This is a genomic window from Flaviaestuariibacter terrae, assembly GCF_054777635.1.
On the sequence record NZ_BAAHAL010000008.1, the window covers coordinates 1,679,734 to 1,703,500 of the forward strand.

Here is a 23,767-nt window from a genome sequence, read left to right on the forward strand (position 1 = left end):
CCGATGAAAACCCGCCTGCGCCTGCTGCTCTTTGCCTTCCTGCTGGGAAGCAGCGCAGCCGCAGTGGCCCAATCGCCGCAGCCGGCGGCGCTCCTGTGGCGGATCTCGGGCAAAGGTCTCGCGGCGCCTTCCTATCTCTGGGGCACCATTCACCTGCAGGACCGCCGCGTGTTCCGCTTCACCGATTCATTCTTTTATTATTTCGACCGGAGCGCCGCCTTCGCCATGGAGCTTGACCCGGAAAAGACCACGCAGGAATTGCTGCCCTTCCTGACGGGCCGGGACACGTCGGCACTTCTCTACACCGTGCTCCCCGACTCGCTTTTCAGCCGCCTCGGACCCCTGCTTGAAGACGCACTGCACAAGCCCGCGCGGAGCATTACCCGCAAGGAGGCCTGGCTCTATGCGCAGCTGCGGCCCTACCGGGTAACGCATCCCGGGGATATGCCGCTGCCGATGGACCTGTACCTACACGGGCTGGCGAAAAAGAGGAAGAAGCTTCTCCTGGGTATCGAGGATATGTCGGACCAGTTCAGTCCCGACGAAGTGCTGAACGGGCCTTTCGATACCCGCGCGCTGCTGCAGACCGAGGCCGATGTGCGGAAGCAAACCGAGGCTATCGTGCAGCTGTATATCCACCAGGACCTTGAAGGCATCGAGCGGCTCGCGCTGTCGGACAGTGTGCAGGAAGCGCGGAAGCTGCTGGCGCGCAACCGCAAGATGGCCGGCCGGATCGACAGCCTTGCTGCGCTGCGGCCCACCTTCTTCGCCATCGGTGCCGGTCACCTGCCGGGCCCCGGAGGCGTGCTGGCCCTGCTCCGGCGCCGGGGCTATACCGTACGCGCTGTCTCCGCCGGCCGCCTGCTCGATCCTTCGGATCTGCCGCCGGAAGGCTGGCAGGGGATCGATGGCCCCCGAAAAAAATAATCCACGCAAATCCTTGGCGAATGGAAAAACTGCATTTACTTTGTAGTGCAAAGTGCTTTTTATGAATGAGCAAACCCAATCCCTCGAAGCGATACAGGACATACGGCGCCTGATGAACCGCTCCAGCCGTTTCCTTTCGCTCAGCGGCCTCAGCGGCATTGCCGCCGGCGCCTGGGCCCTCATTGGCGCCTGGGCTGCGGCCCGGCGCATCGGTAGCTACTACGACGACTACAACCGCAACGGGTATTCGCTTTCGGAGTTCGTGTTGCTCAAGCAGCACCTGCTCCTGATTGCCGCGGCGGTGCTTGGCCTCGCCATGGCATCGGCCTTCTTTTTCACCTGGCGCCGCGCCCGCCGGCAGGGTCTTCCCATCTGGGACCGCACGGCCCGCCAGCTTTCCATCAACATGATGATCCCGCTGGTTTCCGGTGCTGTGCTGCTCCTGGCCCTGCTGCGCTACGAAGACGCCAACATGCTCGGGTTCATCGCACCGCTCTGCCTCGTCTTCTACGGGTTATCGCTCGTGAATGCGAGTAAGTATACGGTCAACGATATCCGTTACCTTGGTCTTCTCGAAATTGTACTCGGTCTTATCAACACGCAGTACCTCGGCTACGGGCTTTTCTTCTGGGCGCTCGGATTCGGGTTGCTGCACATCGTGTACGGCTTTATCATGTGGTGGAAAAACGAACGCGGCGACAAAGGAGCATGAGCTACAACAATCCCATAGCAGGCCTCAACAAACTGTTCGACAACCGGATCCGGCTGGGCGTGATGAGCATCCTTGCCGTGAACGAGGAGGTGAGCTTCAACGACCTGAAGGGCCTCCTCGAGGTCACCGACGGCAACCTCGCCACGCACCTCGTGAGCCTGGAAGAGAATGGATTGCTGAAGGTGCACAAGGGATTCATCGGCCGCAAGACCAACACCACCTATTCCATCACCAAAGCCGGTGAGAAGGCCTTCAACGACCATATCCAGGCGCTCGAAAAAATGATCAAGGGTATCCGGTAACTATTTTTTTTGCCCATTCACTTTGAAATACAAAGTACTTTTTATGAGACAGCAATTCCCCCTCCAACGCACCCGCCTCCTGCTCGCCCTCTTTATCGTTTCCCTGTTTGTCAGCGGCCTCACCGTATGGCCCGCGGCCGCGGAGCTGCGCTTCGCGCTCGGCCTCGTGCGACCCGGGAGCGGCGTGGCGCTCTGGCTGGAGCGCGTGCGCGGCGCTTACGAACGGGTAGGGGCGGAGCACGGCTTTCTGTTTTACGGCTACGACTGGCTGGCCTTTGCCCACATTGTGCTGGCCGGTCTTTTCATCGGCCCCTGGCGCGACCCGGTGCGCAACCGCTGGGTGATCGAGTTTGGTCTCGGTGCCTGCGTCGCCATTTTCCCGCTGGCTTTTATCGGCGGCGCTCTCCGCGGTATCCCGTTCTGGTGGCAGCTGGTCGACTGCAGCTTCGGCGTGTTCGGCTTCGCCGTGCTCTGGCCCTGTTACAACGCGGTGCGTCGCTTTGAAAACGGCAGCCGGCCGCACAGCGCCTGAACAACATCGCTTTCCCAACTGCAAAACATACAGTCATGAAGATCAAGATGATTCTCCCGGCGCTTACCGAGGCGAAGAGCCCCTTCTGGCGCCCCATCAAGTACTCCCTGTTTCCCCCGCTCGGTCTTGCTACCCTTGCTGCCTTCACGTCAACCGACGACGAGGTGGAGCTTTGCGACGAGCATGTCGAAACCATCGACACATCCGACAACCCCGATGTAGTGGTCATACAGGTCTACATCACCAACGCCTGGCGCGCCTACGAGCTCGCCGACGGCTACCGTGCGCGCGGGGTGCATGTATGCCTCGGCGGGCTGCACGTGACATCGCTGCCGCTCGAGGCCGGCGCGCATGCCGACTCGGTGTTTATCGGGCCGGGCGAGGATACCTTCCCTCAGTTCCTCGCCGACTTCCGCGCCGGTGCGCCGAAGCGGGTGTACAGCAACCGCGAACGCTCGCTGGCGGCGCTCCCGCCGGTTCGCCGCGATCTTATCCGTCGCGAGCGCTACCTCGTACCCAACTCGATCGTGGTGTCGCGCGGCTGCCCGCATCACTGCAGCTTTTGCTATAAGGATGCTTTCTTCGAGGGAGGCCGCTCCTTCTACACGCAGCAGGTAGACGCGGCGCTGGCCGAGATCGACCGCCTTCCCGGGAAGCACCTGTATTTTTTAGACGATCACCTGCTCGGCAACCAGCGCTTTGCCACGGCTCTTTTCGAAGGAATGCGCGGCATGGGCCGTCTTTTCCAGGGAGCCTCCACGGTCGACGCGGTGCTGCGGGGTAACCTCGTGGAAACCGCCGCCCGCGCGGGTCTGCGGAGCGTGTTCGTGGGTTTTGAAACCCTGAGCGACGCCAACCTCGCGCAAGGCAATAAGCGCCAGAACCTGGGCCGCGACTATGGCGAAGCGATCCGGCGCCTCCACGACCTCGGTATCATGATCAACGGCTCCTTTGTTTTTGGTCTTGACGACGACGGCCCGGATGTGTTCGAGCGCACTGTCGACTGGGCCGTGCGGCAGGGGCTGACGACGGCTACCTTTCATATACTGACACCTTACCCCGGCACGCGGCTTTATGCCGGCATGGAGCAGGAGGGACGCATCCTGCACCGCGACTGGAGCCGCTACGATACCCGCCAGGTGGTGCCAAACGCGCGGGCTCGATGCCGCGACTCTTGAGCAGGGCTATCGCCGCGCCTACCGCGACTTCTATTCGTGGCGGAACGTGTGGCAGGCAAGCGCCGCGCACGAGGCCTGGAAAGACCGCCTGCGTCATTTCACCTACGCCGGCGGCTGGAAGAAGTTCGAGCCGCTCTGGAATTTTCTTATCAAAACCGGCGGCCTCAACCGGATGCTGCCGCTGCTCGAATCCATTCTCTCGACCGATTCGGGCCGAAAGCGCAGCGACCGCTTTGCACCCGCGATCGCCTGACGCCCTGTCGTTACCTGAACCTGCCTGCTTTCCTGTTCATTCAAAAAACCGATCATGAACACCTTTCGCTTTGTGCTGTATACCTGGCTGTGTGCCGTGCTTTCCTACCCCGTTATCGTGATGATCTGCGATGTGCTCACCCGTAGTTCTACGGAGCTGCATCTTTTCCTGCCCCTGCTTGCCGGCGCTATCGTGCTCGGGCTTCCGGCCTTGCTCCTGGGCTGGCTGGCGCTTTCGCTCCTGCAGGTGCGCAGCCTCTCGCCGCTGCTGCAATACACGCTCTGGACGGGCGCCGTGCTGCTGCTGGTGTGGACCATCCTCTCCCTGCTCGGCCGCCCCGAGCTGCTCGACTTCGACGGCGAGTTTGCGCGCTTCATCGTGCCGCTTTTCGGAACGGCCCTGCTCGTGCTGCTGCTCCGCTATCCCTATTACCGCGACATACCTGTTTCTGAATACTAAACCCTGATCAACATGCAAGAAGTACCGAACGAGCCCCGCTCGAAAAGCAAGATCCTTATCAAGGTAGCCGTGGTGGCTGCCATTATTCTCGTACTCCTGCTCCCGGCCTGGAAGGTGGAGCAGCTGGTGGAAGAGCGCGAATCGCGGCAGAAGGAGGCCGTTGCCGAAGTGAGCGACAAGTGGGCTGGCCGGCAGCTCCTCGGCGGGCCTGTGCTCGTGCTTCCCTACCTGCAGGCATTTACCGACGCCAGCGGAAAGGCCATGCTGGCGCGGCACTATGCGTACATACTGCCGGCCCAGCTCCAGGTGAAGGCCGTTGCCAACCCGCAGGAGCGGCATCGCGGCATTTACAAGGTGATGCTTTACTCGGCGCAGGTGGAGCTCACGGGTCGCTTTGACGCGCCCGACCTCGCGGCGTTACACCTCGACCCCGCACGCGTGCTTTGGAACGAAGCCTTCCTGAGCCTGCGGCTGTCGGATGTGCGCGGGCTCAACGACGAGCTCACGATGTCCTGGAACGGAACCCGCCGCCTCGTATTCGCACCCAACGCCTCCTCCGATCCTTACGGCGATTCGTCGCTGGCAGCGCCACTGCCGCTGACGGGCGCACCCGATATCGGCGGCGCCTCCTTCGCGGCAACACTCTCGCTCAACGGATCGCAGCAGCTGCTCTTCGCCCCGCTGGGAAAGACCACGACCGTAGAACTACGGTCTCCGTGGCCGCACCCGAGCTTCAGCGGCTCCGGCTTGCCGCAGCAAAGCAGCATCACAGAGAATGGGTTCGTGGCCACCTGGCGCAGCCTGGCCCACCGTCGCAGCTTCCCGCAGCAGTTCCGCGACGACGACCACCCCGACAGCCGTCTTTACGATCTTTCGTCGTCCTCCTTCGGTGTCGACCTCTTTGTGCCCGTGAATGCGTACCAGAAAACACTGCGCTCGGTAAAGTATTGCCTCCTGTGCATCGTGCTCACCTTCACGGCTTTTTTCCTCATTGAAGTGGTAAACCGCCGCTCCGTGCATCCATTCCAGTATGGCCTTATCGGGCTGGCGCTCGTGCTCTTTTATGCGCTGCTCCTCTCGTTCTCCGAGTATATCGGCTTCAATTGGGCCTACGCCGTAGCCGCTGCCGCTACGGTTGGTCTTATCGGCTGGTTCGTGCGCGGGCTGCTGCAATCGGGCCGGCTCAGCACGCTGCTGTCGGCGGTGCTCGTGCTGCTGTATGGATATGTCTTCACGATCCTGCAGCTACAGGACTTTGCCCTGCTCCTGGGATCGCTTGGTCTGTTCCTCACTCTGGCCGTTGTCATGTATTTCTCCCGTAAAATCAACTGGTAACCGATGAAGCTCACCTTTGCTCAACACCTGTATGCCCGCTACCGCCGCCTCGATGCGGCGGAGCGTGGCCTGCTGCTTTCGGCAGCCTTCCCCGTCGGCATGTCGGTCCTGCGCTTTGCGTATACGGGCAGCCGTTTTTTTCTCTTTCTCAACTGGAACCTCCTGCTGGCGGTACTTCCTTTTCTGCTTACGCGGCAGCTGCTCCGGCGCGTCGACTGGATCGAGCACAGGTGGACCTTCCGCGGCCTGTTTGTGCTGTGGATGCTGTTTCTGCCCAATGCGTTCTACATCGTTACCGACCTGCTGCACCTGCGGCAACGCGCCGGCCTGCCGATCTGGTACGACCTCGTGCTGCTGCTTGCCTTTGCCTGGAACGGCCTCCTGCTGGGCGTGCTGTCGCTGTGGCAAATGGAGCGGGTGCTGCTCGCGCGCTGGGGCATGCGCCGGAGCTGGCTCTTTGTGTTTCCGGTGCTGGCCCTGTGCAGCTTCGGCGTTTACATCGGGCGCTACCTCCGCTACAACAGCTGGGACGTGCTGCTCGCGCCGGGCAGCCTCGCCCGCGATCTCTTCGACCTGTTTCGGCACCCGCTGGCCAACCGCTTCGACTGGAGCATGATCCTCTGCTTCTTCGGCTTCCTGGTGCTGGTGTACGAGTCGATGCGGCGAACGCGAAGCAGCCTGCGCGGGTGAGATCGGAAATGTTCAATAATCAATGTTCAATATTCAATGTTCAGGGACGGGGTGCCAGGCACCTCAATCCTCCAACACAGCAAGCGAAACCAGTTGATAGTTGACTCTTGAGTGTTGAACATTGACCATTAAAGAAAGAAAGGCTGCCCGCAGGGCAGCCTTTCTTAGTGTATCACGGGCTTGTGTTGTTCTTAAAAATCCAGGCCGAGTGCGAAGTAGTTCATCGGCTTGCCCCGGAACACGCCATTCATCTCCCAGGCGATATCCCAGCGGATGAAGTAGCCGAGGAGCGTGCTGCGAAGACCGAAGCCATAGCCACCGGCGAAGGGTCCGATACCGCCGGCCTTGAGGCGTACCGTGATCGGGTTGGCGCCCGAAGGATCGCTATACGTGGTCGACGGGCGGGCGATATGCGTGATGTCGCCGGTCCAGGCCGTACCGAGGTCGAAGAACTGCACCGCCTGCAGGTTGCGCAGGAAGGCGTTGTTGATCGGGCGGTTGAAGAACGTGCTGAAGATCGGCGCGCGGAACTCCGAGTTGATCACGATGTTGTTGTTGCCGTTGGCCAGGTTCTGCTTGAAGCCGCGCATGTTCACGGCGAGGGTCTGGTACGCATAGTAGTTCGTCAGGTTATCGGGAGCGGCGGCCGGGTCGGCGTTGAAGTAGCGGTAGCCGGTCACCTGGTTGGTGTTCGGGTCCACGATCTCGTTGCTTTTCAGCTTGAGCCATCCGTCTACACCACCGAGGTAGTAAACGACTTTCTGCTCGGCAAAGGAGAAGTCGCCGGCGGCGCGTACTGCCCAGATCACGTTGCGGTACAGCGGGAGATAGTGACGCGCGTCGAATCCGGCGTTCATCATCGTGCGGCCAAAGGCCTGCCCGCCCTTGTCGAGGCGGCTGAAGTAGTCGAAGTAGATCTTGTAGCGCAGCCCGTTCCAGATGTTGGTGGCCGGGTTGAGCGTGTTGTCGTGCACGTATTCGAGCGAAGCCTGGCCGAAGGACTGCTTCACATCGGGAACCTGCAGCGAAATGGCGTTGAAGCCCGGGTCAGGCACCGTGGTGACCACCACGCGGTCGAAGCGGGGACCAACCGTGAGGCGCAGGCTGCGCACTTTGTCGAGCGCATAGCGGAACCGGCCGAGGTAGTAGTTGGCGAAGGTCTTGCCGGGGAAGTCAACGAGCGTCGGTGCCCCGTTGATCAATACCGGGACCGTCACGTCGGCGCGGTTGGAGCTGCGGTAGTAGGTAAAGCCCCAGTCGAGCCGCTTGCGGTAATTATTCAGCTCGAAGAGGATGTCGTTGTCGCGCAGGTTCGGCGCGATGCGGATACCGCCCGAGATCTTGTAGTCTTCAAACAGGTCGATGGTACCCATGCGGATAAGACCGTTGATCTGGTTGCCGTTGGCCGGGTTGATGGGGCCGGTGCCGCCGGTATACTGCTGGTACTTGGCGGTCGGGAAGACGGCGTTGTTGAAGCCGGCAGCCACGTAATCGGTGAAGAAGCGCGGCGGACGGTATTCATAGAGCTTGGCCCGGCTAAGCACGGGCTCCACCACGATCTCCTCGGCTTCGAAGATCTTGCCGTTGTTGGCATTCGACGAGGCCGGTGCGGCCGCTGTGCTGTCGCGCTTGTCGTTGAACTCGCTCTGGAAGAAGTCGGTCTGCGTCTTGTGCGTCGAGTCGGCCGTGTTGGTCATCGTGTTGGTCTGCGTCGTGCGGAGGCGTTCCTGCTCACGGAGCTTCTTCACGTATTCGGTGGGCGGCGTGCTCACGTTGCGGCGGCGCAGCGTGTTCTCATCCACCCGCAGGCGGTACAGGTTCTTGACGTCGCCCTGCTGCACCACTTCGCTCACCAGTGTGTTGTCGCCGGCGGTGCGGGTCTCGACGAGGCCTGCCTGGTAGTTGGTGAGCGGGAACACGTAGGCCGAATCGGAGCTCGTGGCAAAGTAGCCCACCGAGTCGATGTCGGTCTTCTTCCATTCTTTCAGCAGGCTGTCCACCTCCTTGGCCTCGGGGTTGCGGAGCACCTCGTCGCCGATGAACACGAGCGTGTCGAGACCGGTCTTTTGCGTGGTGAAGAAGCCGGCGTAGCGGTTGTTGATGCCATTCTCGTCAGACGTGAAGGTGAAGTGCGTTGTATTGTAGGGCGAGGGGTTGCGGGCGTTGCCGAACTTCATATTCGTCAGCTGCGACACCTGCTTGAACTCGCTCTTGTTCCAGTTGTCGACAAGGAAGATGTTGAAGCGCGGTGCGGGCATCGAGCTGTCAGCGCTGACGGCGTTTGCCGAGGGGCGGTTCGACGCGAAGATGATCCCGGTTTTGTTGGGGAAGCTGACAAACGAAGGATCGAGGTCGTCGAACACGTCGTTGGTCACCTGCTCGTAGGTCTGCTTCTCGATGTTGTAGGTGTAGATGTCGCTCTGGCCCGAACGCACGGCGCTTACGAGCAGCGTGTTCGCGTTGAGCATGTACTTGATGTCCTGCACCTGGTCAAACTGGTTCCATTCCTGCTTGTTGATCTTGATGCGGTTGATGACATCGTACACGAAGAACTTGAGCTTGCCCTTCTCGGTATACACGACGGCGAGGCGCGTGCCTTTGTTGTCCCAGGCGAGGATCGGCAGGTTGGGATTCACCTCGTCTTCGCGGCTGCGGTGGCCGAAGGAGAGCAGCGTCCTGGTGTTGACGAAATTTTCGTGGAGCACCACGCTGTACTTACCCTGGTTGTATTCGGTAACGGCGTAGGTGAACGAGCGTGGCAGCGGGTTGGCGTTGAATCGGATGAAATCCTTTTTCCTGCTCACTTCCTCCGTCACCGACAGCTGGCCCTTCGGCATGATGCGGCGGCCGCGGATATCCTTGAAATAGATGTTCTGCTCCTGTTCCATGAAGTCGCGGAGCACCTCCTTGAATTTCTTCTTGGCGATCTTCTGCGTGGCGCTGTTCAGGTTGCGGTAGATGCGCGCGAGGTAGAGCATGTAGGTCGGCTTCGTGGGGCCGTACTTGTTGGCGACGTAGTACCAGAAGGCATGGCCGGCCAGGTCGGGCTTTTCGAAGGCGAACTGGTAGAAGTTGTTGTAGTTGCCACCCAGCATGGCGTTCTTCAGCTGCTCGTCGAGCTCGGTGCTCCAGGGCTCGGCGGCGTAGGCGATGTAGCCGTCGGTAAGCCACTTGGGGAGATCGAGGAGGGCCTGGTTGGCGGCAAACTCACCGAGGTCGTCGCCGAAGAGCAGGTTCTGCACCAGGATCTGCGCGATGCCCTGGCGCACCTGGCGGCGCAGGTTGTTGCGGTTGGCGTCGTAATACACCACCATTTTGTTGTTCACCAGGCGCGTAACGCCGCCGTTGCTTTGCCAGTCGATACCCTGCCCGATATTGGACTGCTGCAGGTCTTCGAAGTTGTTGTACACAACCACGTTGGCGCGGCGCTGCATGCCGTATTCCACGAACTCCTCCAGCTGCGGAAGTTCTTTTTCGGCTACCTGGGCCACGTATTTGCCCAGCTCGAGACCGTTTTGCGAAAAGTAGGTGTTGAAGTTCTCGGTCTGGTAGTATTTCCACTTGAACTTCTTGAACTGGACCCGGTTCTTGCCGTACTCAACGGTGTTGACCTGGGCCTGGCCAAGGAAGGAAAAAACGACACAAATCAGGACGGCTAGGGCGGCTCTTCGGCTCAGATGCTTCATAAAGTCAGGTTCAATTTCTGAAATGGCGCTCAGCTAATGATTTAAATTGCATTTAAAAATAGGAAAAAAGCAGTATGCTTACCGTTCATACCTTCACGTTCAACCCGGTCCAGGAGAACACGTACGTGCTCTCTAACGAAAACGGCGCCTGCTGTATTATCGATCCCGGCTGCTATTTCGCCTCCGAAGAGGAGCAGTTGGCCTCATTTATCAGTGCTAACGGCCTCCAACCGGTGCTTCTTCTGAACACACACTGTCATCTCGATCACATATTCGGCAACCGCTTTGTGCACGAGCGCTGGGGCCTTGAGCTCCACCTGCACCGAGCCGAGCTGCCCGTGCTGGAGCGCGGCCCTGCGTCGGGACAACTGTGGCAGCTGCCCTTTGTCAACTACGACGGCCCGCTGCACTTCCTCGATGAGGGCGACATTGTCCGCATCGGCGACGACGAGCTCCATGTGCTCTTCACTCCCGGTCATTCGCCGGGCCATATCTCCTTCTATTCCGCGGCCCAGCGCTTCGTGCTGTCGGGCGACGTGCTTTTCGAAGGCTCGGTGGGTCGCACCGACCTCCCCGGCGGCGACTTTACCATTCTCGAAGAAAGCATCCGCACGAAGCTCTATACGCTCCCCGAGGATGTGATCGTATACCCGGGCCACGGCGGCAGCACCAGCATCGGCGACGAGCGGCGCGATAACCCGTTTGTCAAGATGCCGTAGGAGCGAAAGAACGCAGATCCCGCGAGCGGGATGCGCAGATTGTTATGATTGGTTATGATTTGCTACTACCATCCGCCCCGATGGGGCGGTTCGCCAGCAATGCATGTGGTAAGACCGTTTCACATTCCTGCTGCTTCCCGGTCGAATGGCGATCCGGAGGCGTTGAACTTGCCCCTTCGACCACCCGAAGTACCATCTGCAGGTGCTGCAAATAACCTTTCGGATAGACGAAATACCCTTCGCAGGAAGTGCAGATACTCCTTCGACCATTCGAAGTGCCATGCGCAGGGGCTGAAGATACTCCTTCGGCCACCCGAAGTACGATGCGCACGCGCTGCGGAGTGTTCTTCGTCTGCCCGAGGATGTGTACCCGGCCACGGTAACCGTATGTGAAGATGCCATAGCGCCGCAAGCGGCGGGACAGAAAGAATACATCCCGAAGCTTCGGGACCCGCAGGCGGTATGCGCAGATTATTAAGATTGGTTATGATTTGCTGACGAACGGCCTTCAGCTGCGCTCGTCCGACGCCAAAGCTTTGGGCGACGGCGTCAGGCTGACCAGTTCGGCTATGCTTACTGTGACACTGTCATCCTGAGCGTATACGAAGGATGTCCTGGTGAGCTTGTCGAACCATGCGCTAATCTTAACAATCATAAGAAATCTGCGTTCTTTCTCACGCCGATTGCTGAAAAAAGCGGCCGACAACCGGCAGCTTGGCAAACTCCCGGCGCTCGACGGTTACCAGGAACGCGCCAAACAGCAAAAGCAGGAAGGCACCGAAGGCCCAGTTGACCGCCGCGGAAAGCCCGAGCCAGTTGAAGGCGCTCTGCAGGCCGTACAGCGCTACGCTGATCACTCCGTAAGCGATCAGTTTTTTGGTGGGATAGGGAACGCGGTACACCTTCTGTCCCCAGATATACGATACAACCATCATGCTGCCATAGCAGAAGAAGGTGGCCCAGGCGCAGGCATAGTAGCCGAAGCGCGGGATGAACAGGTAGTTGATCACGAGCGTCAGTGCCGCCCCGATCAGCGTGATCCAGGCGCCCGCCGACGTGCGGTTGGACAGCTTGTACCAGATGGAAAGGTTGTAATACACGCCCAGGAACATATTGGCCAGCAGCAGGATCGGCACGACGCCGAGGCCGGGCCAATACGGCTTCGCGATAAAATACTTCCACAGGTCGAGGAAGAGGGCCACCACCAGGAACATAAAGCAGATGACGATAACGAAGAACTTGAGCACGCGCGCATAGGTGCGCTTCGGGTCCTGCCCCTGCGCCTGCTTGAAGAAGAAGGGCTCCGCGCCCATCCGGAAGGCCTGGATGAACAGTGTGATGAGAATGGACAGCTTGTAGCAGGCCCCGTAGATGCCCACCTGCGCCTTTGCGGCTTCCTGCGTGGGTGCCGTCACCCACCAGCCGAGCATGATGCGGTCGAAGGTTTCGTTGATCATCCCCGCAAAGCCGGCCAGGATAAGGGGCGCCGAGTAGGCCAGGATCTCCGTCCACAGCTTCGGCTCAAAGCGCCAGCGGAAGGCGAAGACGCCGCGCGCCAGCAGCAGGAAGCTGATGGCCGACTGCAGCAGGTTGGCGAAGATCAGGTAGCCGACCTCGTAGCCGGGGCGGTAAAAGCCGTGCACGAAGCTGTACGGATCGGCGGCATACAGCGAGGGGCAGACCGACAGGAAAAAGTAAGTGGCCGCGATGTTAACCAGGATACCCGACACGCGCACCAGCGCGTACATCCGGGGGCGTCCCTCGTAGCGGAGCCGTGCGAAGGCGAGTGTGGAAGCGGCATCGAGGCCGATGATGAGGGCGCTGTAGGTAAGGTACTCGGGGTGGGCCGGGAACAGCAGCAGCGTCGCCAGCGGCTGGCGGAAAACGACGAGGATCGTGGTGAACAGGGCCGTACTCGTCAGCAGGGATATCGACGCGGTGTTGTACACCCGCTGGTGGTCTTCGCGGGTTTTGGCGTAGCGGAAATAGGCGGTCTCGAGGCCATAGGTGAAGATGACATTGAGAAAGGGAATGGCCGCGTAGAGCGTGCTCACCTCGCCAAATGCGTTCGTGGCCAGCTTGCTGGTGATATAGGGGGTCAGCAGGTAGTTGAGAAAACGCGCGGCGATCGAGCTTACGCCATACCACATCGTTTGCCCGGCCAGTTTCTTGATCTCACTCATCGTTGGTCAACAAAAGTACGGAAGTCGGAAGTGCGAAGCGGGAAGTTGGGTTGATCGCTTTCGTTGCAAGTATATCCCATTCGAACTGTCATTGCGAGGAGCCGCCCCAACCGGACCGTCATTGCGAGGCGCCGCAGTGAAACGAAGGCAACGAAGCAATCTCTTGCAGGCTGGCGCTGCTGCCCGATGAGTACGTGGAGTATACAGCTCCCACTTCCCACTTCCGACTTAATCACTTCCCCTACGGCAGGTACTTCGGGTTGTGTATATACCCCGTATCCGTAAGCGTATACAAAAAGCGCACGAGCGCATCTTCCTCGGCGCTGCTGAGGGCGATGCCGCCGGCAAGCGACGGGTCAACGGTGGGCGAGGGCGTTACGGCGTCGCGGTAATGGCGGATCATGAGGCGAAAGGCGCTGTAGCGGCCGTCGTGGCCGTAATAGCTGCTGAGCGACAGGTTGCGCAGCGACGGTACGCGGAACTTGAGCGAGTCGGCCCCGTTACCGGTAACGCGCATGCGGCCGAAGTCGGAAAGGCTGGGGTCGATGGGAAGCCCCGTATTGCGGTAGCTGAAGTCGCTGAAGAGGGCGCCGCTGTGGCAGGTCGCGCACTTCGCGGCAAACACCTGCGCGCCCGCGGCCTCGCCCGCGTCGAAGGCGGCCGTGCCCTGCTGCACGCGGTCCCACTTGCTGTCGGCCGAAACCATGCTGAGCAAAAACTGCCTGAGCGCATCCACGATACGGGCCTCGGTTACCGACTCGTCGCCGTAAGCGGCCCGGAAGCGACGCCGGTAGGCCGTGTCGGCGGAAAGCCGGCCGATCACCTCGGGGAAGTTCTCGCCCATCTCATTGGGATGCGTGATATGCCCGGAGATGACACTTTCGAGGTTGTCGTAGCGTCCGTCCTGCAGGTAAGCGCGGTACCAGGCCAGGTTGGCCAGTGCCGGCGCATTGCGGAGCGTATGGGAATGGTTGTAGCCGTGGCTGCGGTCGTGGTCGAAGGTGGTAAAGGCCGCGGCGGGCTGGTGGCAGGAAGCGCAGCCATAGAGGCTGTCCTTCGAGAGTGCCCCTTCATAAAACAGGCGGCGCCCGAGATCGACTGCCTCCACAGTCAACGGGTGGGCTGTGAAGTCGTAAACAGGTTGGGGGAAACCGGCCGGAACGGCAAAGGGCAACCGCGTGCCCACGAAGCCGATATCATCCCTGCGGCAGCTTTGCAGGGCCGCCACCGCGAGTACCACGCCGGCGCAAATGATCCCGATAACACGAAACGAACGCATGCTTTTTTGTTGCTACTAAAATAAAGTAAAAGGCTGCGCAGACCTGTTAAAAGTCGCCGGGACGCAGCCGCCGGCGTGCCGACTTTCGCTCGCCCGAACGCTTTTTCTGCTCGAGGCGCGCTTCCTTCACACCCCGCGGTGTGCGGGTGGCGATGCGGGGCTTTTTCTTTTTGAGGGCTTCTTCCACGAGTTCCCGCAGCTTGCGCAGGGCATCCTGCTTGTTCTCGAGCTGGGTACGGTAGGCCTGGGCCTTCACCCACAACGAGCCCTCCGCGTTGAGCCGGTGCGCGAGCTTCTGCAGCAGCAGCGCTTTCTGCTCCTCGCTCACGAGCGCCGACGCGGCAACGGGCCACCAGGCGATCACGGCGGTTTCCACCTTGTTCACGTTCTGCCCGCCCTTGCCGCCGGAGCGCGTTGTCTGGAATTGTATTTCTGCGGAGAGATCCATGCGGCAAAAGTAGGTTCATTAGCAGCGTCGGAATGCATGTCTGGCAACGTCATTGCGAGCGCAGCGAAGCAATCCCTTCCCGGCTGGTACTGCGGATGCATTCGACCTGCGGGTGGGCCCCATGAGATTGCTTCGCAGTGGCGTCCTGCGGAGCGCCCTCCTCGCAATGACGGTCAGGGAGCGCTCCGCCGGCACAGCCGTCCAAGATTTTGATTTTTGCCTGTTGATTTTTGCCTTGCTTTGCCGCATGCGCGCAGTTATTCAACGGGTAACGGAAGCATCGGTAAAGGTCGATGGCAATGTGGTCGGCGCCATCGGCGCGGGGCTGCTCGTGCTCGTGGGTGTGGAGGATGCCGATACGCAGGAGGATGTGCAGTGGCTCGCCGCCAAGATCGTATCGCTCCGGATCTTCGGCGACGAGGCGGGACTCATGAACCGCTCGCTGCGCGATGTGGACGGCGGTATCCTCGCCATCAGCCAGTTTACGCTCCATGCCGCCACGAAGAAGGGCGCGCGCCCTTCGTTTATCAGGGCCGCCCGCCCGGATGTGGCCATCCCGCTATACGAAGCCTTTGTGCGGCAGCTGGAAGCGGAGCTCGGGAAGAAGGTGGAAACCGGCCGCTTCGGCGCCGACATGGAGGTGTTCCTGCTCAACGACGGGCCGGTAACGATCATTATCGATACGCAAAACAAAGAATGATGCGCGACGTGGAAACAAGGGCCGATATCGAGGCCGTGCTGCAGGACTTTTACCGCAAGGCTTTTGCTGACGAGCGCATCGGCCGGTTCTTCACCGAGGTGGTTCCCCTCGACCTTGAAACGCACCTCCCGGTGATCGCCGATTTCTGGGAAGCTATTGTGCTCAATACCCGTAGTTATACAAAGAACGTGATGGCGGTGCACCAGCACATTCACGAGCTGTCGGCCATCCGCAAGGAGCATCTCGACCGCTGGGCCGAATTGTTCACGGCCACCGTCGCCGCGCATTTCGAAGGCCCACGGGCCACGCTCATGCAGCAGCGGGCACGCTCGGTGGCTACCCTTATGGATATCAAACTCAATCACCCCAACAAAGGACTATGACCCTGCAAGAGGCCCAGCAACAGGTAGACCAATGGATCCGCAGCACCGGCGTGCGCTACTTCGGCGAGCTCACCAACATGGCTATCCTCACCGAGGAAGTGGGCGAGGTGGCGCGGCTCATGAGCCGGATCTACGGCGAGCAATCCTTCAAGGAAAGCGACCGCCACAAAGAGCTGGGCGACGAGCTTGCCGACGTGCTCTGGGTCCTGATCTGCATTGCCAACCAAACCGGCGTCGACCTTACCGATGCCCTGCAAAAGAATTTCGAAAAGAAAACGGCCCGCGACGCGAACCGTCATCGGGATAACCCCAAGCTGGGTAGCTAAAACGCGCGCTGCCGGAGGTCGAAGAGGCCAGGCAGCACGCACGCAACGAAATCAATCAGCAAGCCGGTTGAGGACCTACCCATTGTGCCGGCTGGTCAGCGTCGTACTGATGAACGGGGTACACCTGCGGTCCGCAGCGCACCGCACCCTGTTACGATGTCCGCGGAAAAAAAGGGGTGAGCGCCCGGCATGGCAGCCTTGTCCCATTTTCGGGGCCCTTCGTCACATGGGCCCGCGCCAGGTGGGCCGTGCGTGCTAACATTGCAGCATGCAACGCTACATCGACCTGCTGGTCCGGCCCCGGTACGGCATCGTTCTTCGTAATTTCCTGGCATCCCTGCTGATCTGGAGCTTCAGCCTGCTCCTCTACCGCTTTACCGACACCGACAGTGAGATGATGGTGCTGCTTGGTCTTATGCTCCCCTACAGCATTTTGCAGTATACGCTTACCACGCAGGTGATCCTGCCGCGCATGCCGAAAGGACGACGCAACTTTATCACCCTGCTGGTACTGGTCGGCCTGCTGCTGATGCTTTCGGCGGTGCCCTTCGCCCTCCTCGCGCATCTCTACCACGAAACCGCCAGCGACGCCTTCGGCTTTGTAATGGGGAACGCGGCGCTGCAACTGCTGGTGATGACGCCGCTGGCCTGGTATTTCTACCGACGCAGCAGCAAAACCACAGAGGAGGTCACGCACCTGAAGCAGGAGCTGGGTCAGTCGGAAGCCAGCCTTGATTTCCTCCGCTCGCAGATCAACCCGCACTTTCTGTTCAACGCACTCAATTCCATCTACGGTCTGGCGCTCAACGAGGGCGCGCAGCGTACCGCCGATGGCGTGCAGATGCTCGGCGACCTGATGCGCTTCATGATCCACGACAACCAGCAGGAAGAGATCGACCTGGCCCGCGAGGCCGACTACCTGCAGCAATACATCCGCCTGCAGCGGCTCCGTACCGATGGCAACGAGTCGGTGCTGGTGACGGCGCATATCAACGAGGTGCCTTCGGGCCTCCGCATTGCGCCGATGCTTCTTATCCCGTTTGTCGAGAATGCGTTCAAGCATGGTATTTCCTTCCGCACGCCGTCGTATATCAACGTGACGCTCGATGTGAAGGATGGAACCGTTTTCCTCGATGTCCACAACAGCGTCGCACCCAAGACATCCGACGATCCCGAGCGCGACCGCAGCGGCATCGGCCTCGCCAACGTGCGTCATCGCCTCGCGGTGCTTTATCCCGATCGCCACGAGCTGTTCGTGCGCAACACGGGCACCGAATTCTTCGTGCATCTGTCGATCCGGTTAACTTAGCATATGCAGCAACCCGTAATGAAGGCCATCGCCGTCGACGATGAGCGGCTTGCGCTCGACATCGTCAGCGCCCATGCCGCCCGGGTGCCGTTCCTCGAGCTCAAGGCCACCTTTACCAACGCGTTCGCTGCGCTGGAATACCTTCAGAAGGAGCCCGTCGACCTTATCTTCCTCGACATCAAAATGCCCGACATCTCGGGGATCGATTTTTTCCAGAGCCTGTCGCGGAAGCCGCTGCTGATCTACACCACGGCCTATGCCGAGCACGCAGCCACCTCCTTCGAGCTCGATGCGGTGGATTACCTGCTGAAGCCCTTTTCGCTGGCGCGTTTCATGAAAGGCTGTAACAAGGCCTACGAGCTGTTTCGGTACCGCGGCGCGCCCGAGCCGGCCGCGGCGCACGTATTTATCAAGACCGGCTACGAGCAGGTGAAAGTGGCGCTGGATGATATCCTGTTCCTGGAGTCTTCGGGCAACTATGTTACCTATGTGCTGCGCGGGCGGAGCCTCCTGTCGCGGAGCAATATGGCCGAAGCACTGGCAGCGCTCCCTGCGGGTCATTTCCTGCGGGTGCATCGTTCTTTTGCCGTGGCTATTTCGCAGATCGATAAAGTGGAGCGGACGCAGGTGACCGTCGGCGGCCGGCCGATACCGGTGAGTGAAGGCTATGCCGCCGACCTGCAGGCGGCGCTGGCGCGGCGCTAGTCGGCGAGCAACTCGCGCGAGTGCAGCAGGATATCCTGTAAAAGCTTCTGCCGAAAGGCGCCGGCATCAAAAGCGCGGTACCCGCGACCCGCATCTTTTCTCCGCGCTTCCTGCTCCTGCAGCTCGAACTCTTTTTGTGTCGCGGCCTCGAGTGCTTCGTAGTCGTCGGTTAGGCAGAAATAATCAAATTGCTCTTTCTTGAAAGCGGCCAGGCTTGCGGCATCGTAAAGCCGTGTTCCCGTGTGCCGCCCGCGGCGGATCTCAAGCAGCAGGAACTGCTTGTCGAAAGGCAGCAGCAACAGGCCGCTGTGCCAGCGTACGATGCGGTCTTCGGGGCTTTCAAACACGCCCGCCAGCACGGAGCGGCGCCCTGTGCGCAGGTTGCGCGCATCGGCCACTTCCACATCATGCACCCGCAGCTCGCCATCCTCCAATGCATAGCTGGCCCAATAGCTACGGCCGCTTCCCGGCGGGCGCAGGGCCGGGTGCTTTTGAAAATAGGGTTCCAGCAATGCCTCGCCGAGCGGGAGCTGCCGCCCCTCGTAGCACAAAACGTCCCATTCGTTGGACTTCATGCTTCCAAGGTACTAAGCCCGTCCCTAATAAAAAAGGTCCCGTATTTCTACGGGACCTCTTATTGCTTGCCGTTGCTGCCGGAAGTCTAGAGCTTGATCACCTGTTTTTGCAGGGCAGCTGCTGTGCGGGCGTTGACCAGCTGGAGCAGGTAGATGCCGGGGCGCACGGTGGACAGGTCGATCGTGGTGCTTGCACCGGTGAACGACTGGAGGCGCGTGGCGGGCGCACCCTGGGCGTCGAGAAGCTGTACCGAGAAGGGACCTGCGTCGCTGCCGCTGTAGCGAACCGTCAGCTGGGTGCTGGCGGGGTTGGGGCTCAGCTGCACGCTGGCCGCCGGCGACAGGCGGGCCGTACCATCGCCACCCGCAGCCGTGCCACCCGACTGGGTGATGGGCGGGCAGAAGTTCACCGAGATACGGAAGCCAATGGCCTTGCCGACGCAGCTGTTCGAGCCGGCCAGCGGCGTTACCTTGATGTAGGCATACTGTACGCCCGGGCCTGCGTTGACCGTTGTAAAGGAAGGCAGGCTCGTGCCGGTGCCCGAGGCAGCCAGCCCGACGGAGGTATTGTCGTTGGTCCAGGAGAAGTTGGTCGCCGTACCGCTGAAGGCGATGGGCGCCGTTACCGTACCGTTGCAATACACCTGGTTGGCGATGCCGTTGACCGTAGCCATCGGCTTGATGGTGATGCTGGTTGTAGCCGTGGGCGAGCAGCCACCCGAGGCGCCCACCGTGTAGGTCACTGTGTAGGTGCCCGGGGTCGAAGCGGCGAGGTTTACCGATCCATCGCTGGGGTTCAGTGCAAGACCGGCCGGTGCGGATGAGAACGTACCGCCCAGAGAGCCTGCGCGGCGCACATAGGCCCAACCCGCCTGGCAATAGGGAGATCCGCTGTAGGTGATTGTGCCTGCGGCGGGCGACACGTCGAGCTGCAGCGAATAGGGGCTGGCTGCGCATCCTTCCGCCTGGCCGGTCGCTGTGATCGTTGCGGTTTGTAAGATGCCGCTGTTGTTCACGGTGCTGAAAGAAGGAATGCTACCGCTGCCGCTGCCGTTCAGTCCGATGGAGGTATTGGTATTGGTCCACGATACCGATGTGCCGGCTACGGTGCTGGCGAACGTAATAGGACCGCTGGCGCTGCCGGCGCAGAGCTGGGCGCTGCCGGGGCCGCTGAGTACAGGGGTGGGGTTGACGCTGAGGCGGAAGATCGCCTTGCCGGTGGGGCATCCTGTGCCGCCCCTTGCCTGAAGGTAGATGTAGGAGGAGATGAGGCTGTTGCCGCTGTTGCTGCCGGTGAAGGCGGGGATGCTGCCCTGGCCGGAGGCGGCAATGCCGATGGCCGTGTTTTGAGCAGTCCAGGAGAGCGTCAGGCCCGGTGCGCCGGTAAGGGTCACGGGACCATAGCTGTCGCCATTGCATAATACCGTATTGGGTAACCCGTTGATCAGCACGGCCGGGCGAATAACGACCTGCGTGTTGCTGAACTGGGAGGGCGAGATGCCATAGCGCACCGTGTAGGTGCCGGCCGCCGATGCGGCAAGATCGATGGCGCCGCTACCCGCGTCAATGGAAAGGCCTGCGGGCGTAGCCGTGTAGGTACCGCCGCTGCTGCCGCTGTGGGTAACGGTGGCTGTACCGGTCGCATCGCAATAGGGCGAGCCGCTGTAGCTGATGCTGGCCGAGAAGGGATTGTACAGCGTTACCGACGTTGTGGTACTATAGCTGTCGCAGCTGCCGGCGGCCGCTACCGTGTAGGTCACCGTGTAGGTACCGGGCAGCGAGGCCGACAGGTCGATGGCTCCTGTAGTGGCATCAAGTGCAAGACCCGAAGTGGACGAATAGCTGCCGCTCGTTGTGCCGGAGAAACTTGCCGAAGCAGAGCCGCTGCCGGTTGCGTAGGGCGAGCCCGCGTACGTGATCGTAGCGGAAGGCGCGGGGTTGACGGTGATTGTGAAGGAGATGGGAGCACCGCTGCATCCGCCCGATACCGGTGTCACGCTGATCGTTGCCGAAACGGGCGCCGTTGTGGCGTTGGCTGCAGCAAAGGCATCGATGTTGCCGCTGCCCGAGCCGGCGAGACCGATCGAGTTGTTGTCATTAGTCCATTCGTAGCTGCCGGCGTTGCCGCTGAAGCTTACCGCGCTGCTGTTGTGCCCGGCGCACACGGTCTGGTTGCCGACGGCATCCACCGCCAGTTGCGCGGGCTGGGTGACCTGGATATTGCTGACGGTTCCCGTACAGCCATTGGCATCGGTGATGGTAACCGAATAGGAGCCCGCCGTTAGTCCTGTGCGGTCCTCGGTTGTAATGCTGCCGCCCCAGTTGTAGGTGTAGCCGGTAGTGCCGCCACCTGGCGTGAGGTTGATCGAGCCGTTGGAGCCTCCGAAGCACGATACGTTGCTGACCGACGCAGTTCCCGAGACGGGAGCGCTGGGCTGTGTTACCTGTATGTTGCTCAACGTGCCCGTGCAGCCATTGGCGTCTGTGATCGTAACGCTGTAATTGCCCGATGCGAGGCCAACGCGGTCTTCCGTAGTTATACTGTTTCCCCAGTTAAAGGTATAGCCCGCGGTTCCGCCCGACGGGGTCAGGTTGATGGCGCCGTTGGCGCCTCCGAAACAGGCGACGTTGGTAACCACGGTGGACCCCGAAACCGCTGCCGAAGGCTGGCTGACCAAAATATTGTTGACTGTTCCGATGCAGCCGTTGGCATCCGTGATGGTCACCGCGTAGGTGCCGGCCGTGAGGCCCGTTCGGTCTTCGGTAGTGCTGCTGGCGTTATTCCAAAGAAATGTGTAGCCACCGACGCCTCCGCTGGGCGTCAGGTTGATGGCGCCTGTATTGCCTCCGAAGCAAGCGGCGTTGGTCACTACCGTTGTTCCGGATATCGCCGCCGAAGGCTGGCCGACAATGATGTTCGAAACCGTGCCCTGGCAGCCATTGGCATCGGTGATGGTAACCGAATACGTGCCGGCCGTGAGGTTAGTCCGGTCCTCGGTGCTGCTGCTGCCGTTATTCCAAAGGAAGGTATACCCGCCTGCTCCGCCGGTAGGCGTCAGGTTGATCGCACCTGTAGTGCCGCCGAAGCAGGCTACGCTGGTCACAACAGTGCTTCCCGATACCGGGCTCGTGGGCTGTGTAACGAGGATGTTGCTCACGGTGCTCGTGCAGCTGTTGGCATCGGTGATGGTCACCGAGTAATTACCGGCGGTCAGGCCCGTGCGGTCTTCGGTCGTCGTTGTTCCGTTGTTCCAAAGGAAGGTATAGCCACCCGCCCCGCCCGCAGGTGTCAGGTTAATGGCCCCGGTATTGCCCCCGAAGCAGGCCACGCTGGTCACCACCGTTGTTCCGGAAACAGCCGCGGAAGGCTGGCTGACCACAATATTGCCGACCGTTCCGGTGCAGGAGTTCGCGTCGGTGATGGTCACTGAATAGGTCCCGGCCACGAGTCCTGCGCGGTCTTCCGTGGTAGTCGTGCCGTTATTCCAAAGGAACGTGTACCCGCCTGCGCCGCCGCTGGGGGTCAGGTTGATAGCGCCGGTATTTCTGCCAAAGCAGGCCACGGTGGACACCACAGTCGTACCCGATACCGGTGCCGAGGGCTGTGTGACACTGATCGGGAAGATCGTGTACTGACAGCTGTTGGCATCGGTGATCGTTACCCCGTAAGTGCCGGAGCTAAGATTCGTGCGGTCCTCCGAGGTTACGCCGCCGCCCCAGTTGTAGGTGTAGCCGGGCGTGCCGCCGGAAGCAGTGAGGTTGACTGCGCCGGTGGTACCGCCGAAACAGGCCACATTGCTGATGACCACGGAGCCGCTCAGTGCCGAAGCCGGTTGCGTCAGCGTCCTGGTTGCGGTAGCCTGGCAGCCTTTGCTGTCTTGCACCGTCACCGTATAGTTGCCGGAGGAGAGATTGATTGCTGTAGCAGCAGTGCCGCCCGAGGGCGACCACGAATAGCTATAGGAAGGGGTGCCGCCCGAAGCGGTAACTGTGATCGTTCCATTGGAGCCGTTAAAGCAGGCCACATTGGTAAAGCTGCTGATGCTGGCGGATGGCTTGGCATTGATCGCCAGGTTGGAGCCATTGTCGCTGGAAGTGCTGCCGGGGTTGCTGGCCACGACGCGAACGCGGTATCCCGTGCCGGTGCCGGTATTCGTGGGGATCGTGCCGGAGATCGTGCCCGAAGCGGTGCTCGATACAGTTCCCAGTGTCGTGGGAGAGGCGAAGGAACCGCTGGCGTCGGAGAGCTGCGCCGTGAACGTGTTGCCCGAATTGATGCCGGTGGCTGTGTAGGGAATGCTGATCGACGAACCCGCGCAGAACGGCGAGCCCGAAATGCTGCCCACAGTCAGCGAGGTGGGCGTGGTGTTCGACAGGTTCGCCAGCGTCCAGTTTACCCAGTCCATATTATCGGGATGTACGTTCGCCGCAGAATATTGAAAGGTGATCTCCACCGAGTTCACGTTATCGTAACCGGCCGCGGGCCAGGCTGTTGAAAAAGGAAAGGCAGACATCGCTACCGAGGTCGTGCCCGAGGTGTTGAGCGAAACGTTCGAGGCCAGGGAGTGCGCGGCAATAGTGTTGCCGCTGTAATCCTTCAGGGTGATGTTGAACACGGAAAGCGCGTAGTTCGTGGGCCCGCCGTTCTGGAACTTCATGTCCTTCAGCGTGAACGTCTTGATGACGGAATTGTTCGCTTTCAGCACTACGAACTGCGACGCGCCGGCGGTAGTGTTGTTGGCATACATCCGGTTCGTGCTTACCTGGACGAAAATGTTGCTCACCAGGAACTTGTCCTGTTGCGCTTTGTAACCCGAGGCGCCGCCATCCGCGACACCGAGGCTGGCAAAGTTGTAGGTCCCGTCCACGGTGCCGGTTTGCGCCAGCAGCCCGGCGACCGGCGCCAGGATCATAATAAGCAGGAGGGTCCAAACGAATCCGGGGCGATTCAATGGCCGCGTGTATGGGCGGGAAGCCGTACGCGGGCGCGATGCAGTTTGCATGTGCTTTGGTTTTAAAGTGAGTGATGCGGCGTTTCGCGAGTCAGCGGGGATTCAACAGGAAGG

20 protein-coding genes and 1 pseudogene are annotated in these 23,767 nt (G+C 60.7%); 15 read left to right on the forward strand and 6 right to left on the reverse strand.

Features of this window, described 5'->3' with window-relative positions; translation table 11 throughout:
* Positions 1-3: 3 nt before the first annotated feature.
* From ACYU7Z_RS15420 to ACYU7Z_RS15460, 9 genes are all read left to right on the forward strand, one after another.
* Positions 4-927, forward strand: coding sequence for a TraB/GumN family protein (locus ACYU7Z_RS15420; protein WP_460572062.1), 924 nt, complete (start codon positions 4-6; stop codon positions 925-927).
* A gap of 61 nt (positions 928-988) precedes the next feature.
* Positions 989-1,639, forward strand: a complete 651-nt coding sequence (locus ACYU7Z_RS15425) for a hypothetical protein (protein WP_460572064.1) — start codon at positions 989-991, stop codon at positions 1,637-1,639.
* Complete coding sequence (locus ACYU7Z_RS15430) at positions 1,636-1,941, forward strand: winged helix-turn-helix domain-containing protein (RefSeq protein ID WP_460572066.1); 306 nt, start codon at positions 1,636-1,638, stop codon at positions 1,939-1,941. The genes ACYU7Z_RS15425 and ACYU7Z_RS15430 overlap by 4 nt, the downstream gene beginning before the upstream one ends.
* Positions 1,942-1,984: 43 nt before the next feature.
* Positions 1,985-2,473: a hypothetical protein gene (locus ACYU7Z_RS15435; RefSeq protein ID WP_460572068.1), complete on the forward strand. Its 489-nt coding sequence runs from the start codon at positions 1,985-1,987 to the stop codon at positions 2,471-2,473.
* A 35-nt stretch (positions 2,474-2,508) separates the two neighbouring features.
* Complete coding sequence (locus ACYU7Z_RS15440) at positions 2,509-3,651, forward strand: B12-binding domain-containing radical SAM protein (RefSeq protein ID WP_460572070.1); 1,143 nt, start codon at positions 2,509-2,511, stop codon at positions 3,649-3,651.
* Positions 3,652-3,697: 46 nt separating this feature from the next.
* Entirely contained in the window at positions 3,698-3,904 is a 207-nt protein-coding gene (locus tag ACYU7Z_RS15445; RefSeq protein ID WP_460572072.1) for a hypothetical protein, read from the forward strand.
* Positions 3,905-3,958: 54 nt separating this feature from the next.
* Entirely contained in the window at positions 3,959-4,363 is a 405-nt protein-coding gene (locus tag ACYU7Z_RS15450; protein WP_460572074.1) for a hypothetical protein, read from the forward strand.
* Between the two features lie 12 nt (positions 4,364-4,375).
* The gene (gene creD / locus ACYU7Z_RS15455; RefSeq protein WP_460572076.1) at positions 4,376-5,698 is read left to right on the forward strand and encodes a cell envelope integrity protein CreD; all 1,323 of its coding nucleotides are present in this window, start codon (positions 4,376-4,378) and stop codon (positions 5,696-5,698) included.
* A gap of 3 nt (positions 5,699-5,701) precedes the next feature.
* Positions 5,702-6,388 carry a DUF1361 domain-containing protein gene (locus ACYU7Z_RS15460; RefSeq protein WP_460572078.1) on the forward strand — a complete coding sequence of 229 codons (687 nt, stop codon included), beginning with the start codon at positions 5,702-5,704 and terminating at the stop codon, positions 6,386-6,388.
* Between the two features lie 191 nt (positions 6,389-6,579).
* Here ACYU7Z_RS15460 and ACYU7Z_RS15465 read toward each other — a convergent pair whose 3' ends face one another.
* Complete coding sequence (locus ACYU7Z_RS15465; RefSeq protein ID WP_460572080.1) at positions 6,580-10,074, reverse strand: hypothetical protein; 3,495 nt, start codon at positions 10,072-10,074, stop codon at positions 6,580-6,582.
* 74 nt (positions 10,075-10,148) lie between these two features.
* On the opposite strand from ACYU7Z_RS15465, the gene ACYU7Z_RS15470 reads away from it, so the two are divergent.
* Positions 10,149-10,793: an MBL fold metallo-hydrolase gene (locus tag ACYU7Z_RS15470; RefSeq protein WP_460572081.1), complete on the forward strand. Its 645-nt coding sequence runs from the start codon at positions 10,149-10,151 to the stop codon at positions 10,791-10,793.
* 674 nt (positions 10,794-11,467) lie between these two features.
* On the opposite strand, the gene ACYU7Z_RS15475 is transcribed toward ACYU7Z_RS15470, so the two are convergent.
* The 3 genes and pseudogenes from ACYU7Z_RS15475 to arfB all read right to left on the reverse strand — a co-directional run.
* On the reverse strand, positions 11,468-12,976 hold the full coding sequence (locus tag ACYU7Z_RS15475) for a lipopolysaccharide biosynthesis protein (RefSeq protein WP_460572083.1): 1,509 nt from the start codon (positions 12,974-12,976) through the stop codon (positions 11,468-11,470).
* A gap of 241 nt (positions 12,977-13,217) precedes the next feature.
* Positions 13,218-14,255, reverse strand: coding sequence for a cytochrome-c peroxidase (locus ACYU7Z_RS15480; protein ID WP_460572085.1), 1,038 nt, complete (start codon positions 14,253-14,255; stop codon positions 13,218-13,220).
* 46 nt (positions 14,256-14,301) lie between these two features.
* Positions 14,302-14,691 (reverse strand): annotated as a pseudogene (gene arfB, locus ACYU7Z_RS15485) (alternative ribosome rescue aminoacyl-tRNA hydrolase ArfB); the annotation flags it as partial.
* Positions 14,692-14,950: 259 nt separating this feature from the next.
* Here arfB and dtd point away from each other — a divergent pair.
* From dtd to ACYU7Z_RS15510, 5 genes are all read left to right on the forward strand, one after another.
* Positions 14,951-15,403: a D-aminoacyl-tRNA deacylase gene (gene dtd / locus ACYU7Z_RS15490; RefSeq protein ID WP_460572087.1), complete on the forward strand. Its 453-nt coding sequence runs from the start codon at positions 14,951-14,953 to the stop codon at positions 15,401-15,403.
* The gene (locus ACYU7Z_RS15495; protein WP_460572089.1) at positions 15,403-15,786 is read left to right on the forward strand and encodes a group III truncated hemoglobin; all 384 of its coding nucleotides are present in this window, start codon (positions 15,403-15,405) and stop codon (positions 15,784-15,786) included. Before dtd ends, ACYU7Z_RS15495 begins: the two co-directional genes overlap by 1 nt.
* Positions 15,783-16,112 (forward strand): nucleotide pyrophosphohydrolase, encoded by a 330-nt coding sequence (locus ACYU7Z_RS15500; protein ID WP_460572091.1) that lies wholly within the window; start codon positions 15,783-15,785, stop codon positions 16,110-16,112. The genes ACYU7Z_RS15495 and ACYU7Z_RS15500 overlap by 4 nt, the downstream gene beginning before the upstream one ends.
* 268 nt (positions 16,113-16,380) lie before the next feature.
* Complete coding sequence (locus ACYU7Z_RS15505) at positions 16,381-17,421, forward strand: sensor histidine kinase (protein ID WP_460572093.1); 1,041 nt, start codon at positions 16,381-16,383, stop codon at positions 17,419-17,421.
* A gap of 3 nt (positions 17,422-17,424) precedes the next feature.
* Complete coding sequence (locus ACYU7Z_RS15510) at positions 17,425-18,126, forward strand: LytR/AlgR family response regulator transcription factor (RefSeq protein WP_460572095.1); 702 nt, start codon at positions 17,425-17,427, stop codon at positions 18,124-18,126.
* Here the strand turns inward: ACYU7Z_RS15510 and ACYU7Z_RS15515 are convergent.
* Together ACYU7Z_RS15515 and ACYU7Z_RS15520 are read right to left on the reverse strand one after the other, a co-directional pair.
* Entirely contained in the window at positions 18,123-18,701 is a 579-nt protein-coding gene (locus ACYU7Z_RS15515; protein WP_460572097.1) for a hypothetical protein, read from the reverse strand. The two genes, ACYU7Z_RS15510 and ACYU7Z_RS15515, sit on opposite strands and share 4 nt — an antisense overlap.
* Positions 18,702-18,787: 86 nt before the next feature.
* The gene (locus ACYU7Z_RS15520) at positions 18,788-23,704 is read right to left on the reverse strand and encodes a T9SS type A sorting domain-containing protein (RefSeq protein WP_460572099.1); all 4,917 of its coding nucleotides are present in this window, start codon (positions 23,702-23,704) and stop codon (positions 18,788-18,790) included.
* Between the last annotated feature and the right edge of the window lie 63 nt (positions 23,705-23,767).

What these genes read in the sequence shown, in the direction of transcription:
- ACYU7Z_RS15495 (WP_460572089.1), top strand. Translation starts at nt 15,403, where the DNA reads ATGCGCGACGTGGAAACAAGGGCCGATATCGAGGCCGTGCTGCAGGAC.
- ACYU7Z_RS15420 (WP_460572062.1), top strand. Translation starts at nt 4, where the DNA reads ATGAAAACCCGCCTGCGCCTGCTGCTCTTTGCCTTCCTGCTGGGAAGC.
- ACYU7Z_RS15515 (WP_460572097.1), bottom strand. Translation starts at nt 18,701, where the DNA reads ATGAAGTCCAACGAATGGGACGTTTTGTGCTACGAGGGGCGGCAGCTC.
- dtd (WP_460572087.1), top strand. Translation starts at nt 14,951, where the DNA reads ATGCGCGCAGTTATTCAACGGGTAACGGAAGCATCGGTAAAGGTCGAT.
- ACYU7Z_RS15475 (WP_460572083.1), bottom strand. Translation starts at nt 12,976, where the DNA reads ATGAGTGAGATCAAGAAACTGGCCGGGCAAACGATGTGGTATGGCGTA.
- ACYU7Z_RS15450 (WP_460572074.1), top strand. Translation starts at nt 3,959, where the DNA reads ATGAACACCTTTCGCTTTGTGCTGTATACCTGGCTGTGTGCCGTGCTT.
- ACYU7Z_RS15460 (WP_460572078.1), top strand. Translation starts at nt 5,702, where the DNA reads ATGAAGCTCACCTTTGCTCAACACCTGTATGCCCGCTACCGCCGCCTC.
- ACYU7Z_RS15440 (WP_460572070.1), top strand. Translation starts at nt 2,509, where the DNA reads ATGAAGATCAAGATGATTCTCCCGGCGCTTACCGAGGCGAAGAGCCCC.
- creD (WP_460572076.1), top strand. Translation starts at nt 4,376, where the DNA reads ATGCAAGAAGTACCGAACGAGCCCCGCTCGAAAAGCAAGATCCTTATC.
- ACYU7Z_RS15505 (WP_460572093.1), top strand. Translation starts at nt 16,381, where the DNA reads ATGCAACGCTACATCGACCTGCTGGTCCGGCCCCGGTACGGCATCGTT.
- ACYU7Z_RS15470 (WP_460572081.1), top strand. Translation starts at nt 10,149, where the DNA reads ATGCTTACCGTTCATACCTTCACGTTCAACCCGGTCCAGGAGAACACG.
- ACYU7Z_RS15520 (WP_460572099.1), bottom strand. Translation starts at nt 23,704, where the DNA reads ATGCAAACTGCATCGCGCCCGCGTACGGCTTCCCGCCCATACACGCGG.
- ACYU7Z_RS15435 (WP_460572068.1), top strand. Translation starts at nt 1,985, where the DNA reads ATGAGACAGCAATTCCCCCTCCAACGCACCCGCCTCCTGCTCGCCCTC.
- ACYU7Z_RS15500 (WP_460572091.1), top strand. Translation starts at nt 15,783, where the DNA reads ATGACCCTGCAAGAGGCCCAGCAACAGGTAGACCAATGGATCCGCAGC.
- ACYU7Z_RS15425 (WP_460572064.1), top strand. Translation starts at nt 989, where the DNA reads ATGAATGAGCAAACCCAATCCCTCGAAGCGATACAGGACATACGGCGC.
- ACYU7Z_RS15510 (WP_460572095.1), top strand. Translation starts at nt 17,425, where the DNA reads ATGCAGCAACCCGTAATGAAGGCCATCGCCGTCGACGATGAGCGGCTT.
- ACYU7Z_RS15430 (WP_460572066.1), top strand. Translation starts at nt 1,636, where the DNA reads ATGAGCTACAACAATCCCATAGCAGGCCTCAACAAACTGTTCGACAAC.
- ACYU7Z_RS15480 (WP_460572085.1), bottom strand. Translation starts at nt 14,255, where the DNA reads ATGCGTTCGTTTCGTGTTATCGGGATCATTTGCGCCGGCGTGGTACTC.
- ACYU7Z_RS15465 (WP_460572080.1), bottom strand. Translation starts at nt 10,074, where the DNA reads ATGAAGCATCTGAGCCGAAGAGCCGCCCTAGCCGTCCTGATTTGTGTC.